The 14,977-nt window shown below is 43.3% G+C and carries 16 protein-coding genes; 7 read left to right on the top strand and 9 right to left on the bottom strand.

The window, feature by feature from the left end; translation table 11 throughout:
* The first annotated feature begins 7 nt into the window (after positions 1-7).
* The 3 genes from I6758_RS03260 to I6758_RS03250 all read left to right on the top strand — a co-directional run bounded on the left by I6758_RS03260 (position 8) and on the right by I6758_RS03250 (position 1,764).
* Entirely contained in the window at positions 8-268 is a 261-nt protein-coding gene (locus I6758_RS03260) for a stage V sporulation protein S (RefSeq protein ID WP_132551342.1), read from the top strand.
* A 143-nt stretch (positions 269-411) separates the two neighbouring features.
* Positions 412-1,245 carry an Asp23/Gls24 family envelope stress response protein gene (locus tag I6758_RS03255; protein WP_196603755.1) on the top strand — a complete coding sequence of 278 codons (834 nt, stop codon included), beginning with the start codon at positions 412-414 and terminating at the stop codon, positions 1,243-1,245.
* 30 nt (positions 1,246-1,275) lie between these two features.
* On the top strand, positions 1,276-1,764 hold the full coding sequence (locus I6758_RS03250) for an HD domain-containing protein (protein WP_196603754.1): 489 nt from the start codon (positions 1,276-1,278) through the stop codon (positions 1,762-1,764).
* Between the two features lie 101 nt (positions 1,765-1,865).
* Here I6758_RS03250 and I6758_RS03245 read toward each other — a convergent pair whose 3' ends face one another.
* From I6758_RS03245 to I6758_RS03205, 9 genes are all read right to left on the bottom strand, one after another.
* On the bottom strand, positions 1,866-3,134 hold the full coding sequence (locus tag I6758_RS03245) for an HD-GYP domain-containing protein (protein WP_196603753.1): 1,269 nt from the start codon (positions 3,132-3,134) through the stop codon (positions 1,866-1,868).
* A gap of 255 nt (positions 3,135-3,389) precedes the next feature.
* Positions 3,390-5,057 (bottom strand): formate--tetrahydrofolate ligase, encoded by a 1,668-nt coding sequence (locus tag I6758_RS03240; RefSeq protein WP_196603752.1) that lies wholly within the window; start codon positions 5,055-5,057, stop codon positions 3,390-3,392.
* A 43-nt stretch (positions 5,058-5,100) separates the two neighbouring features.
* Positions 5,101-5,964: a bifunctional methylenetetrahydrofolate dehydrogenase/methenyltetrahydrofolate cyclohydrolase FolD gene (gene folD / locus I6758_RS03235; protein ID WP_196603751.1), complete on the bottom strand. Its 864-nt coding sequence runs from the start codon at positions 5,962-5,964 to the stop codon at positions 5,101-5,103.
* 85 nt (positions 5,965-6,049) lie between these two features.
* Positions 6,050-6,901: a 4-hydroxybenzoate octaprenyltransferase gene (locus tag I6758_RS03230; RefSeq protein ID WP_196603750.1), complete on the bottom strand. Its 852-nt coding sequence runs from the start codon at positions 6,899-6,901 to the stop codon at positions 6,050-6,052.
* The gene (locus I6758_RS03225) at positions 6,894-8,354 is read right to left on the bottom strand and encodes a menaquinone biosynthesis decarboxylase (RefSeq protein ID WP_196603749.1); all 1,461 of its coding nucleotides are present in this window, start codon (positions 8,352-8,354) and stop codon (positions 6,894-6,896) included. The genes I6758_RS03230 and I6758_RS03225 overlap by 8 nt, the downstream gene beginning before the upstream one ends.
* 49 nt (positions 8,355-8,403) lie before the next feature.
* Entirely contained in the window at positions 8,404-9,171 is a 768-nt protein-coding gene (gene tatC, locus I6758_RS03220; protein ID WP_196603824.1) for a twin-arginine translocase subunit TatC, read from the bottom strand.
* Positions 9,172-9,179: 8 nt separating this feature from the next.
* Entirely contained in the window at positions 9,180-9,398 is a 219-nt protein-coding gene (tatA, locus tag I6758_RS03215) for a twin-arginine translocase TatA/TatE family subunit (protein ID WP_196603748.1), read from the bottom strand.
* Positions 9,399-9,519: 121 nt separating this feature from the next.
* The gene (tatA, locus tag I6758_RS03210; RefSeq protein ID WP_196603747.1) at positions 9,520-9,780 is read right to left on the bottom strand and encodes a twin-arginine translocase TatA/TatE family subunit; all 261 of its coding nucleotides are present in this window, start codon (positions 9,778-9,780) and stop codon (positions 9,520-9,522) included.
* Positions 9,781-9,950: 170 nt separating this feature from the next.
* On the bottom strand, positions 9,951-10,907 hold the full coding sequence (locus I6758_RS03205) for a polyprenyl synthetase family protein (RefSeq protein ID WP_196603823.1): 957 nt from the start codon (positions 10,905-10,907) through the stop codon (positions 9,951-9,953).
* Positions 10,908-11,258: 351 nt separating this feature from the next.
* Between I6758_RS03205 and nadE the strand changes: the two genes are divergently transcribed.
* The 4 genes from nadE (at position 11,259) to I6758_RS03185 (ending at position 14,954) form a co-directional block, all read left to right on the top strand.
* Positions 11,259-13,157 carry an NAD(+) synthase gene (gene nadE / locus I6758_RS03200; RefSeq protein ID WP_196603746.1) on the top strand — a complete coding sequence of 633 codons (1,899 nt, stop codon included), beginning with the start codon at positions 11,259-11,261 and terminating at the stop codon, positions 13,155-13,157.
* Positions 13,158-13,224: 67 nt separating this feature from the next.
* Positions 13,225-13,809, top strand: a complete 585-nt coding sequence (gene rsmD / locus I6758_RS03195) for a 16S rRNA (guanine(966)-N(2))-methyltransferase RsmD (RefSeq protein WP_196603745.1) — start codon at positions 13,225-13,227, stop codon at positions 13,807-13,809.
* Positions 13,806-14,282: a pantetheine-phosphate adenylyltransferase gene (gene coaD, locus I6758_RS03190; RefSeq protein ID WP_196603744.1), complete on the top strand. Its 477-nt coding sequence runs from the start codon at positions 13,806-13,808 to the stop codon at positions 14,280-14,282. The genes rsmD and coaD overlap by 4 nt, the downstream gene beginning before the upstream one ends.
* A gap of 177 nt (positions 14,283-14,459) precedes the next feature.
* Entirely contained in the window at positions 14,460-14,954 is a 495-nt protein-coding gene (locus tag I6758_RS03185) for an ATP synthase subunit B family protein (protein WP_196603743.1), read from the top strand.
* Positions 14,955-14,977 lie beyond the last annotated feature (23 nt).

Genomic DNA, 14,977 nt, shown 5'->3' with positions numbered 1-14,977 from the left:
GCTAATGATGGAAGTATTAAAAGTATCAGCTAAATCTAATCCCAATTCTGTTGCCGGAGCATTAGCCGGAGTTTTGCGCGAGACCAAAAGTGCCGAAATGCAGGCCATCGGCGCCGGGGCAATAAACCAGGCAGTAAAAGCCATCGCCATAGCCAGAGGCTTCGTTGCCCCCCACGGTATTGATCTGATCTGCATACCAGCTTTCACTGATATTGAAATAGATGGAGAAGAGCGCACTGCAATAAAACTTATTGTTGAACCGCGCTGAACCATTTTCCGTGCGGCTGAAAACAGCATTTTATTGATAAACAGCTGTTTTTATTATATAATATTTTTAATTGCTGCAGCACAGCTTGAAAATTGCTGTCAAAGCATACAAATTTCCAAAAATGTATTAAGGAGCAGCAAAAGATGGATGTTATCGCTTTAGTGGGCCCGAGCGGCACAGGCAAAAGCCATCGTGCACTGATAGTTGCCCATGAAAATAAGGCAGATGCTATAATAGATGACGGCATTCTGATCAAAGACGGAAAGATAATAGCCGGCCATTCGGCTAAAAGAGAGTCCAGCAAAATAATGGCAGTAAGAAGAGCTATATTTATCCTTCCCGGCCATGCGGAAGAGGTGAGGGCTGCCATCAACAGAGAAAACCCCCGCCGTATTCTCATCTTAGGCACTTCAGAAAATATGGCGCATAAAATCTGCAAAATATTGGCACTGCCTTTTATTTCTAAAATAATTAATATTGAGGACATTGCTACCAGAGCCGAAATGCAAAAAGCACATGTTTGCCGAATGAAAGAAGGCAAGCATATAATACCTGTACCGACTATTGAGCTCAAACCGCACTTTTCAGGGTTTCTCATAGACCCGATGCAGTCTTTTTTCAAAAAATCCCGTACCCGGCGCCGCAGACTGGGCGAAAAATCAATCGTCCGTCCTATCTTCAGCTATTATGGACGTCTTATAATTGACGATTCGGCAATATTGTCCATTGTTTCCCAAATTGCCGCCAATAAACAATCCGTTGACAAATTATTCGGCATTCACATCGATCATATTTTCAAGGATGCGGAAGATCAGGGAATAAGTGTCTCATTCAAAGTTATTTTGCTTTACGGCAAGCATATACCTACCTTATTAAAAGAATTACAGCGAAAAATTAAAACTACTATAGAGTATATGACAGGCATGATTGTACAGAATGTGAATATTACCGTTAAGGCTCTGCGCATTTCTGTATAAGATGCTTAAGTCAGAGAGGATTTTCGTTCAATGACTAAGGACCAAGTTTTTCAGAAAATGATAGAATATTTTCAGGGCGACCCTAAACGGATACAGCATTTTACGAAAGTTTATGCGTATGCCTCTCTGATAGGCAATGCTGAGAGACTTTCCCAAAAACAGCAGTACATTTTGGAAGTAGCCGCTCTGATGCATGATATAGGTATCAAACCGGCAGAGGAAAAATACGGTTCCTGCAACGGAACACTGCAAGAGCAGGAGGGTCCTGCCCCTGCTAAAGAGCTTCTTCAATCTCTGAATGCCGATGAGGATATAATAGAGCGTGTTGTCTATCTTATCGCTCATCACCATACTTATGATAAAATTGATGGCAAAGACTATCAGATACTGGTAGAGGCCGATTTTCTCGTCAACAGCTACGAAGATTCATTGCCGGCAAATGCCATAAAATCAGTTTATAATAAATTATTTTGCACGGAATGCGGCCGCAAAATATGCCGTGACATGTTTGTTTTTTAAAAAATTCTTATTGCACAAAGAGCTGTTCTTCATCAACTGGATTTTCAAGTCCAGCTTATGAAAAACAGCTCTTTCTTATCTGCAATCAGTTTTCTACTTGCTCAGATAATATTTTCTTTCCGCAGATCAATACCCGTTTCACTGCCGCTGACCAAAAAAGTGGCCGTTTTATAATTATCTGCCAAAAGTTCCACCAAATTTTTGTCCAACTTAAAATTTTCCGCCATTTTTTTTATTATACACAATATTTCTCCCTGCGGCAGCCCCGGTCTATAGGGCCTGTCTTCACGAAGAGCGACGAATATATCCGCCACAGCCATTATCCTTGACCCCAGTGTCAACGCCTCAGCCTGAAGATGAAATGGATAACCGGAACCATCAAGACACTCATGATGATAGGCGGCCCATTCTGCTATCTGTTCAAAACCATCGATCTGCCTCAATATCCAGTAAGTGTAATATGTATGCTGATGTATCAGGGCAAATTCAGCATCACTGAGCTTGCCGGGTTTTTCCAGCACCTCATTTGGAATGGAAAGCTTGCCTATATCATGCAGAAGTCCCGCAACCATCATATCCTTAAGTTCATTGTCGCTGAATCCCTTCTTGGCAGCCAAAAATACGGCTATTTTAGCCACACTGCAAGAATGATTGTAGGTAAATTCACTCGTCTGATCGATAATTGCCGCAAAAGTTTCCGCTATATCAATTACATCATTTTCTGTGTAGGTATTAGCCATACCATATGCTTCATTTTTTTTAAAGAAAAAGTCCGCATAGGCTCTATCGGTTATGTTGAGCCAAAAATTTTCCGTGCGGGAAACACTTAGGAAGCATTGCACTACTTCCGGTGAAAATAAGATCCCGTTCCCCTTTTTGATACATTCTGTAATATCCCTAACTTGCAATAGTATATGCTTTTTAGGGTCTATATGCACCTCCACATAATCGGCCAGGCGCAATATTCTTGATTGAAGCGGTACATCAGTTTTTCCGATAGTATCCTGCCAATTTTCATGATGATGCAGTATTATCCCGGCCAGTTCTCCAAAATAATGAGAATTTTTCAGACAGGCATAACCGTCATAGGCATGTAAAGCATAGCGCTGTCCTATTTTCTTTTCTTCATAATTTTTGCCTGAACGCAGTTTCACGCGCGTATTCCAATTCGGTGCCGCTCCTATATCATGTAAGAGGGATGCCTGCAAAAGAGTCGCACTCATTTTATAAGGAAGTTTCATTTCTTCGGCAATCGCCATTGCAATAATAGCCACACGCCAATGATGAAATGACAGATTTACTGATAAAAGTTCCAGTGCCATGGATAACGCTCTCATAAGATTCAATGAGTTACCATGATATATTTTCATAATATAGCCTCTATCCTGTCGCTCGATATTAAGGAATAACGATCAGTCAAACCGCACGGATAAACTATCTTTCCCCATGTGCCTGTTCAATATGATCAATCATTCCTCCAAAGTCCTTTTTTATGCTTTCGCATCCTGCCTCTCCAGGAGGTCATACAAAAATATTACCATGTATCATAAATAAAAGCCAGACGTATATTGTCCGGCTTTCATAATTTTTCTTTTTGAGTTATTCGGTTTTAAAAAACTCCGTGCTCAGAACAATCCCGTTATTTTCCCGCTGCCGTCTATATCCATATTTTCCGCAGCCGGCTTCTTTGGCAGCCCCGGCATGGTAAGAATATTGCCGGCAAGTGCAACAATAAACCCGGCCCCCGCACAAAGACGCATTTCTCTGACAGTTATCCTAAAACCTTTAGGTCTTCCCAATTTCGTCATATCATCACTGAGGGAATACTGAGTTTTTGCCATACATACAGGAAGATGCGCAAAATTCAGCTTTTCCATTTGAGCAATCATTTTATCTGCAGCTGCCGTATAATCTACACCATCTGCCCCATATATTTTTTCTGCTACAGCATTTATTTTTTCCCTTATCGACATTTCGACAGTATAGGGAAATTGCAGTGAAGATTCTCTATCAGCTGCCCGCATGACCTTCCCCGCTAAATCAACCGCTCCCTTGCTGCCGTCGGTAAATACTGTAGATAAGGAAAATTCCGCGCCGAGTTTCTTACAACTATTTTCCAAAAAAGCAATTTCTTCTCCCGTATCGGTGGGAAATCTATTTATAGCCACCACAGCAGGCAGACCGAACATCTTGATATTTTCAATATGTTTGCATAAATTTTCCATGCCGGCCTCAAGAGCCTTCAGATCAGGTTTTGCAAGCTCCTGCTTGGGCAGCCCGCCATGCATCTTCAATGCTCTGACAGTGGCGACTATCACCACAGCATCCGGCTTCAAACCTGCCGCACGGCATTTTATATCAATAAATTTTTCTGCTCCCAGATCAGCACCAAAACCTGCTTCCGTTACTACATAATCAGCCAGTTTCAGTGCATACTTTGTCGCCAGTACACTGTTGCAGCCGTGCGCTATATTGGCAAACGGCCCGCCATGAATAAATGCCGGTGTTTTTTCCAGAGACTGGACAAGATTTGGCTTGATGGCATCTTTCAGGAGCAATGCCAGCGCACCGGTGACCTTAAGATCATCCGCACGGACAGGCTCGCCTGCATGATTATATGCAACGACGATGCTGCCTATACGTTTTTTCACATCCTGCAGATCATCAGCCAGACATAAAATAGCCATCAATTCAGAGGCTACCGTAATATCAAAACCGGTTTCTCTCGGCACACCATGAGCCTTGCCGCCCAAACCACAAATAATATTTCTCAGGGCTCGGTCGTTCAGATCGACCACGCGCCGCCAGGTTATGGTCCTTACGTCTATATCCAGCGCATTTCCCTGCTGAAGATGATTATCAAGAACAGCCGCCAAAAGATTATGCGCTGAGGTCAGTGCATGAAAATCGCCCGTAAAATGCAGATTGATATCTTCCATAGGAACTACCTGCGCATAACCGCCTCCCGCAGCACCGCCTTTTATTCCAAAGCACGGTCCAAGCGAAGGCTCCCGCAGTGCCATCGCTGTTTTTTTCCCTAAAGAATGCAGTGCATCGCCAAGTCCTATACTGGTGGTTGTCTTTCCTTCTCCCGCCGGAGTCGGATTGATGGCTGTCACCAATATAAGTTTGCCGTTCTTCTTATTTTTTATTTTTTTCCATGTATTTATAGAGATTTTCGCCTTGTATTTCCCGTACAGCTCAAGATCATCTTCATCCAGATCAAGCTGAGCGGCAATATTCTTTATATTGTCCATTTTTGTTTCCTGAGCAATTTCTACATCAGTTTTCACCAGCTGTCTACCTCCCGTTTATTACTGCTGCCTTTACCGTCATTCAAGGCAAAAGCTGCATTTTTGCTGCTTCTACAGTGTTATGCATGAGCATAGCTATAGTTAAAAGCCCCACGCCGCCCGGAACAGGCGTTATAAAACCGGCCTTTTCCTTCACATTATCGAAATCGACATCGCCCGTTATTTTTTTCGGCGCAATGCGGTTTATTCCGACATCAATAACTACCGCGCCTGATTTTACCATATCCGCAGTGACAAAATTCGGCCGGCCCACAGCTGCTACCAATATATCAGCCTCAGCAGCTATTTTTGCCAAATCAGCCGTATGTGAATGGCAAACCGTAACTGTTGCGTTCCTTGCCAAAAGCAGATTTGCCATCGGTTTGCCGACAATATTGCTTCTGCCGATAATCACTGCCTTTTTCCCTTCTATGGGAATATCAGCCAATTCCATCATTTTGATACAGCCAAGCGGTGTACACGGAACCATGCATTTCTCACCGATGGATAAACGTCCGGCATTTATCGGATGAAAACCGTCCACATCCTTTACAGGAGAAATCTTATAAAGAAATTCATTTTCATATTTTTGCAAACCTTTTGGCAAGGGCAGCTGCAATAAAATACCATGAATACCTTTGTCATTGTTCAACTTTTCTATATTATCTATAAGCTCCTGCCGTCCTGTATTTTCGGCAAGCGCTACTATCTGCGAATTTATCCCCATCTCTTCGCACGTTTTGTGCTTATTTCTCACATAAACTTGTGATGCCGGATTACCTCCGACTATTATTACAGCCAAGCCGGGAGCTATACCCGTTTTTTCGGACAGTTCAATTATCTTCGCTCTGGCTTCGCTCTTAAGTTTTTCGGCATATAACTTGCCCCATAAAATAGTGGCGGACATTGATTACCTCCATAAGCTGATTAAATTTATCAATAATGTAATATTGTCTGGCTTTTTCCGGTATAATTATAATCTTTCATATGTCTTAACCCGCCAGTATGCTGATTGCCGTAAAAATAAAAATGACAATAGAAACTATACCATTGCGCATAAAATAGACCTGTGTAAGACGGCTGTAATCAGCAGAAGAAACTATCGAATGCTGATAAAAAAGTGTCAGAACCGCCATTATAATGCCTATATAATAGATAAAGGAGAGCTTATACAGCACACCGACCAGAATGAAACAGCCTACACTGGCGGCATGTACAAAAGAAATTATAGAAAACACTCTGCGGGCAGTGAACCTCGTTGCCAATGAATACAGTCCATGCGCTTTATCAAAAGCTTCGTCCTGACTGCCATAGATGGCATCAAATCCGCCTATCCAAAGACAAACACCCAGCCCGAGGAAAATAACGGGCAGCGACAAGGTATTTGTTATAGCTATGTAGCTGCCGATAGGAGCCATTACCAGCGCCCCGCCCAGCACAAAGTGGCACAGGAACGTAAATCTTTTCGTATAAGGATATAACAGCAAAACTATGACAGCAGGCGGTGCCAGATATATGCATATCGGAGCCAGCTGCAGTGCGGCAAACAAAAAAACCGCCATGCTTGCAAATAAAAGCAGCACAGCCTCCCGCGGTTTCACCTCACCTGTAACCATAGGTCTTTTTGCCAGGCGCGGCTGCAGACGATCATATTTCAAATCAATCATATTATCAAGAACCATGGCGCAGCTTCTGGCCCCTACCATCGCAAGCGTTATAAAAATAAAATCATGCAGCGACGGCAGACCGCCGGCTGCCAGAAAAGCCCCCATATAAGCAAACGGCAGCGCAAAGATAGTATGATGAAGCGCGATATTATTAATATGGGCGGATATTTTACTCAAGACCAAGATCCTTCCATTTTTGATCTACCGCATTTTTGACTTCGTCCGACATTGTTATTTCATCCGGCCACTCACGCGTATGTCCTTCCTCAGGCCATGTCTTCGTAGCATCGATACCTATTTTTGTCCCCCACTTCGGCATAGGCGAAGAATGATCGAGCACGTCCAACGGTCCTTCCACCATCACGATATCCTGTTTGGCGTCAATATTATTATACACGCGCCACCAGACTTCCTTGGCGTCCTGCACATTGACATGTTCATCTACAACGATGATCATTTTTGTGAACATCGCCTGCCCCATACCCCAGATAGCCTGCATTACCTTTTTTGCCTGCTGCGGATAAGTTTTTTTGATGGATATCATCATGCAATTGTGAAACACACCTTCCAGAGGGCAATTGATATCAACTATTTCAGGCATCATCTGCTGCATAAGAGGCAGGAATATACGTTCTGTAGCTTTGGCTATATAACAATCCTCCATAGGCGGCTTGCCCACTATAGTGGCGGCATAAACAGGATCTTTGCGGTGAGTGATGCACGTTATATGAAATACGGGATAATCATCTGCCAGCGAATAATAACCGGTATGATCACCGAAAGGCCCTTCACGGCGAAACTCATCGATATTGACATAACCTTCCAGAACAATTTCGCTTGAAGCGGGAACTTCAACGTCAACAGTTTCACATTTTACCATTTCCACGGATTTTTTGCGCAGAAAACCGGCGAAAACCATTTCATCCACATCACGCGGCAAAGGTGCTGTGGCCGCATAGGTGAGTACCGGATCAGTGCCTATGGCCACTGCCGCTTCCAATTTATTATGTCCCAAGCGCTTATATTCACGAAAATTTTCGGCCCCGTTCTTGTGAATATGCCAGTGCATCCCCGTGGTATTGCCGTCGTACTTCTGCAGGCGATACATGCCCACATTTCTTTTACCCGTTACGGGATTTTTCGTAAAAACAAGCGGCAGCGTTATGAAAGGTCCGCCGTCCTGCGGCCAGCAGGTCAGTATAGGAAACTTGTCAAGTGAAGGACTGTCCTTGATGATAATTTCCTTGCAGGGAGCCTTCTTTACATATTTGGGGAAATTTATCGCTCTCCTCGCCATAGGAATAATATGTATAAGATCCATCTTCCTCTGCAGCGATATATAGGGCAGCTTCAATATTTCACGAAGCTCATCGGGAACCTCCTCAAGTTTTTCGACGCCGAGAGCTATAGCCATGCGTTCCATGGAGCCAAAAGCATTTATAAGTACAGGTATATCATACCCCTTTACATTTTCAAAAAGCAAAGCGACATTTTTACTGCCCTCCATCTTGCATACACGATCTGTTATCTCTGTTATTTCCAGATAACAATCAACAGGAGTCTGTATTCTTTTTAACAAATTCCGTTTTTCAAGTTCGGCGATGAATTCTCGTAAATCAGCAAAAGCCATTATATAACCTCTCTTCACAATATGCATAAAGAATAACCAAATGCTTCGATTATTTTCTCAGAACAAACCGTACTATCAAGTAGCTTGAAAAATATAAAATGATCATCGGCAGCGCTATGGTGCACTGCGTAAAAATATCCGGAGTCGGAGAAATGACCGCGGCGATTACGAATGCCAGGAAAACAACAAGCCGCCATTTTCGCACAAGAAATTTTGAAGTGACAAAACCTATCTTAGCCAGAATTACAATAACAAGCGGCAACTCAAAAACCGCACCAAAGGGGAGCACGAAGGAAATAACAAAATCGAAATATTTACCGACAGAAAAAAGGGGCATCAGACTGTCCGTGCCGAAGCCGATGAAAAATTTCACAGCAGCCGGCAGGACCAGAAAAAAGGAAAAAACCAGACCGCCGAAAAAAAGAAAAAAAGATGAAGGTACCACGATCAGCAGTACCTTACGCTCTCTTATTGTCAGTGCCGGCAGAACAAAACACCATATCTGATAGAGCACTATCGGCAGAACCAGCAGAAATCCAGAAAAAACAGCCACCTTTATATACGTGAAAAAAGCCTCCGTAGGCTGCATATAATAAAGCTTTCCGGCTGGAAGGACCAGATAATGCATAATATCCTCAATGAAATAATAACATATGCCGCTGCCTATGCATACAGCAATAAGGCTCCTGATGATCCGCTTGCGCAGCTCTTCAAGGTGCTCTATCAAAGACATATTGCCCGCCGGTTTTTCTTCATCTGCCTGTACGGGCAGAGACTGATCGACGGCAGATAATTCAGCAGGAGTTTTTTCTTGCATAATATCGCTCACTTTTTCTGCTCTTCTTTTACATCTATTATTTTCTGTTCTTCATTGCCGTTTATCTCTTTACCGCCCGCAGCCTTCTGATCTTCCTCTGACGCGTTTTTAAATTCCCGCAGACTTTTTCCTATAGCCTTACCAAGCTCCGGCAGCTTTCCGGGTCCAAAAAAAACGAGCCCGATAACAAGGATCAGCAACAGTTCCGGTACACCTATATCAAACATCTTTCTCCTCCTGTATTCATCAATATTTTACGATAAAAGAACCGCCTCAGCAGCACACTTTGATTTTGCAGACAGCTTTCTATATCAAAAAGCGTCTTCAACCAGCAAAGACGCTTTTTAGTTATTTATCCGCTATTTTTGTTTCCTCTGTTTTTACCTCAGCAGCCTGTACGTTTTGCGCGGCAGCTGCTGCCGGTTCAGCCTTAGCAGCAGGAGGAGTCTGCTGAACTGTGGTAGTATCGCTTATCCCCGCAGTAGCCTTCTTCAGCTCATTGATGCTTTTGCCGACCGCACGACCTACCTCCGGCAGTTTGCCGGGACCAAATAAAACCAAACCGATAATCAAGATCACGATAAGTTCCGGAACACCAATACCAAACATCTTCATCGCTCCTTTTGACAAATAATGATACGAACCATATTCCCCGACGAAAGACCCAGTCCGGTACCCATGCAGGAAACAGCACAGGCAGCCACATCAGTAAAATTATAAATATAATTTATAACTTATACAATAATTATAAATTCAGTTGTATTATATCACAGTTAATTTTAAAAATCACGCTTACCGACAAAATCCGCCACATCAATAAAAGATTTCTTTATTGACGGCGGCAGCCCGTCCGGCAGCGCCTGTCTGGCCCTGTCAAGATAATCATAAACTTTTTCCCGCGCATAATCAAGCCCGCTGCTGTTTTTTGTTATTTCCACAGCTCTTTTCACCATTTCTGCATCAAGCTCCTTATCAGTTATTATACTGACCAATTCTTCACGGTCGGGACCGGTATGTACAGCCCTGATAACAGGCAGCGTTATGATTCCCTGCAAAATATCATTGCCCGCAGGCTTTCCTATTTTTTTATCACTTGAAGTAAGATCAAGGATATCGTCTGTGATCTGAAAAGCCATCCCCAGACACAGTCCGTATGTATGCAGTTTATCCGTATCATCTTTGGACAGACCTGCAACCACTCCGCCGATTTCACAGCTCGCCGCTATAAAATCGGCTGTTTTCTTTGAAATAGCCTCATAATATTCCTCTTCCGAACGCAGTTTATAATGCTTTTCGTTCTGATGTATTTCTCCTTCACTGAGCCCGCAGATAACATCTGCCAGCCGCAGCAGCACACGTTTGTCATAATCCTTATTGGCTATCAGACCAAAAGCTCTGGCAAAAAGAAAGTCACCGCTCAATATAGAAATATTATTTCCCCATTTTGCGTTGGCGGTAATTGCGCCCCGTCTTGTTGACGCATTGTCAAGAACATCGTCATGCACAAGAGAAGCCATATGAATAAGTTCAATAGTAATAGCCAGCGGAAGAACATAATTTATATCATACTGGCTGCGGCTGTGCGCCGCCAAAAAATAAAGTGCGGGCCTAAGTCTTTTGCCCCCGGCTTTAACAAGGTGTCTGCCTATTTCGGTTATCAAAGCGGCATCTGAATATACCTGGCAGGAAAGACCCTTTTCAAGAGCATTCAAATCGTTTTTTATCACATAAAGCATTTTGTTTATCAGCAAATAAATCACCTACAAGTAAATTCATAACTAATTAAGTTTACTACAAAATACGCTCTTTAGTAAACCGCATATATGAAAAAAAGCTGTAAAAAATCCTATCTTCGTTTGCCAAGAGAGATATTTTGCTTGTCAATAGAGATATTTCATGCTATTTTAGTACTTGTTTAAGAAAGCAATGATTAATGAACACGCTGATTTTTTTCTGCCGACATAAAAATACTCACAGTTCTCATTTTACTTCGACGCAGGCAGATGCAAAAATTTTGCCGTGAATGATACAAAAGCAGTTGCTCTTTTGCAGAAGGAGTTTTCTGCATACGAAAAAGGCGGATTATTATGATGAAAATTTGTTCCTGTCAATTTGAAGTGGAGGCCGGACAACCGGCTAAAAATCTGGAAAAAATACTATCCTTTATAAAGGAAGCAAAAAAAAATAATGCCGATATAATAATTTTTCCGGAAATGGCAGTTCCCGGCTATTTTATAGGAGATACATGGGATTCCTCTTCTTTTTTGCGTGACTGCGAATATTGCGGTCAAAAAATTATTGCTGCTGCTGACGGAATTGCCATCATCTTCGGCAATGTAGCCGTGGACTGGCATAAAAGGAACCGTGACGGCCGCCAGCGCAAATACAATGCCCTCTTCGTCGCGCAGAACAAACAGCTTTTATCTGCGGAAAATTCCGTTTATCCTTTTGCGATAAAAACCCTCCACCCCAATTACAGAGAATTCGACGATTCCCGCTATTTTTACAGCACGGCTATGCTGGCAACAGAACTGAAAAAAGATGTGCGTGAACTCATCAAACCATTCACCTTGTTTATAAAAGGAAAGCCTCTTGTCATCGGCTGTATTTTATGCGAAGACGGATGGAACGACGATTATCCCATCTCACCGATAGATATACTTTGTGCCGATAAAAAAACCGACATTATTTTCAATATATCGGCGTCACCCTACACTTTAGGCAAAAATCATAAACGTCACCGCGTATTTTCCCGTCACGCTCAAATGAACAATGTACCTCTCGTCTACGTCAACAAGGTGGGCATTCAAAATAACGGCAAAACAATATATACTTTCGACGGATCAAGCACAGTTTATGCCGCTGACGGTTCTATAGCCGATTACGCCATGCCCTACCAGGAAACAGCCCGTTACATTGAATTTCCGTTAAAGAAAGAGGTCGCCCAGAATCTCGCCAGTGATATAGAAAAAGATGATATTGCCTGCATATATAAAGCTCTGACTTATGGCATCGGCAAATTTCTGCAGAAAATACATATGAAAAAAGTTGTTATCGGCATTTCCGGCGGCATTGATTCAGCTGTCGCAGCGGCTCTGTACAGCAGGATCATCAGCCCTGAAAACATCCTGCTCGTCAATATGCCCAGTGTCTATAATTCCTCCACCACCAAAGATCTCGCCCGCGAACTTGCAGAAAATCTTGGCTGCGCCTATGCCGTCGTACCTATTCAGGAATCAGTCGATTATACGATCAGACAATTCACCGAAACAAAAATACATCATGCTTCATCTGATATACCGGAGCAGCTAAAAATCACTTCCTTCACTGCCGAAAATATTCAGGCGCGCGACCGTTCAGCCAGGGTGCTCGCAGGTCTTGCCGCGGCCATAGGCGCAGGCTTCACCTGCAATGCCAACAAGGCTGAGACTTCCGTTGGCTATTCTACATTATACGGTGACCAGTCCGGCTTTCTGGCGGCTCTGGCCGATTTATGGAAATACCAGATTTACGGACTGGCACTTTATCTCAACAAGGAAATTTACAAAAAGGACGTCATACCCCAGGCCGTAATCGATATTGTTCCCAGCGCCGAGCTATCAGCCGATCAAAACGTCGACGAAGGCAGGGGAGACCCCATCAAATATCCTTATCATGATTATCTGTTCCGTTCATTTGTTGAACGCTGGGATAAAGCGACCCCCGAAGATATACTCTTATGGTATGAAAATGGTTCACTGGAAGAAAAGCTGGGCTGCAGACCCGGACTGGTAAAAGAATATTTTACCGATCCGACTGATTTTATCAATGACCTGGAGCACTGGTGGAATTTATTTTCCGGCATGGCCGTCGCAAAGAGGATTCAGGCTCCCCCCATAATGGCAGTCAGCCGCAGAGCATATGGCTTTGACCAGCGTGAAGCCCAAAATACGCCTTATTATACCAGACGTTACAGAGAAGTCAGACAACATTTTATCGGCAAATAATTTTGGCATTGGAACATGTTTTCTGGTATACTATATAGTTAAGAAAATAAGTTTGCAAGGATGAATTATGAGAATAATAACCGGCAGCGCGCGCGGTGCCCGACTCAGAACTCCTCAGGGAAACAGCACACGGCCTACAGCAGACAGGATCAAGGAATCTTTATTCAACATCCTGGGCGCGAAAATACAGGGCGCTGTTGTTTTGGATGCTTTTGCGGGCAGCGGTGCCCTGGGACTTGAATCGCTCAGCCGAGGCGCTGAAAGTGCGGTTTTCATTGATAAAAATACGGATAGTATAAATGTTATCCGGGCAAATGCCCTGCACACTCATCTTGAAAACAAAGCGGATATACGCCGCGGTGATGCTTTCACATTGCTCAAAAGCCTTGGCAGGGAAGCGATCCTTTTTGATGTGATTTTTTGCGATCCTCCTTATCATCTGGGTCTTTGCCAAAAGCTTCTGAACGCAGTTGACAGCTCTATATTGAAAAACGGCGGCCTTTTTATTGCCGAAACCGGTGCCGATGAAACACCGGACACAGATCATACTGATTTTGTGTTGCTGCGCAGCCGTGCATACGGTGCGACAACAAAAATAAATATTTACCAATATATGACGGCAGAGGCTATGCCGGAGGGGGAGATATTTTGACAATCGCTTTATGTCCCGGCAGCTTCGATCCTGTGACTAACGGACATATAAACATTTTTGAACGTGCGTCCGGAATCTTTGATCAGGTCATTGTCGCCGTATTCAACAATATTAAAAAACAATCTTTTTTATCCATACAGGAACGTTTGGAACTTTTGCGCGTTTCGACCGCTCATATAGAAAATATAACTATTGACGCTTTTGACGGTCTTTTAGCCGACTATGCCACCGCTAAAAATGCCGGTATTGTGGTCCGGGGGCTGCGCGACCAAAACGACTTTTTTTATGAAACGTCACAAATGCTGATGCTCAAGCGAATGGCTCCGCAAGTTGAATCTGTTTATCTGATGAGCGAACATCGGTACTCATATGTGAGCTCCTCAGCTATACGTGAGCTTGTAGCTTTTCACGGCGATATCCGGGGACTTGTTCCTGACTGCGTGGCCGATGCTGTAAAAGCAAAATTTATTTAATCAGCATCCCCTTGATTTATAAATGGAGACTTAATTCAGACGGTGCCTTGACGCCGCTTGAACAGTAGTCAAAATTATCCAGGGACTCAGCCGCTCTTTACTCACTGCTTGAAGAAGCGGGAGTATTAGCGCGGGTTAGTCATCGGATAAAACTATTAGTGGAGGTACGATTTTTAAATGGCTATTAACGAACTACTTGACGAATTGGAAAACTTGGTAGTCGATGCCCGCCGTCTTGTTTTCACCAACAAGTGCATTATTGAAGAAGACGACCTGATGCGTCTTATCGACGGACTGCGCAAGGAATTACCGCAGACTATAAAAAGTGCGGAAGATGTTATAAATACAAAACAGACTATTCTTGATGACGCAAGAAGTGAGGCAGCAAGGCTTGTTGAGCAGGCAAAGGAATATGGCACAAAGATGACTGCCGAAAGTGAAATTGTCGGTCAGGCACGTATGCAGGCCAAGGAAATAATGGATAAAACTCTTGACCACTCCAATGATTTGAAAAACGATTCCATAAATTATGCCAATCAGGTATTTGATCATCTCATTGGCAGTCTTGATGATATTTTGCAGGTAGTGCATCAGGCTAAGGGCGGTCTTAATGAAGGAACCCCTGCCGCTGCTCCGTCTTCTGCAACAGCGGCAAAGCAGGACAAAAAATGACATTCGCTATTACATTTTTCTGC

The sequence above is a fragment of the Pectinatus haikarae genome (assembly GCF_015732185.1).
GTDB classification, from domain to species: domain Bacteria; phylum Bacillota; class Negativicutes; order Selenomonadales; family Selenomonadaceae; genus Pectinatus; species Pectinatus haikarae.
This window is presented reverse-complemented; position numbering and strand designations above follow the sequence as displayed.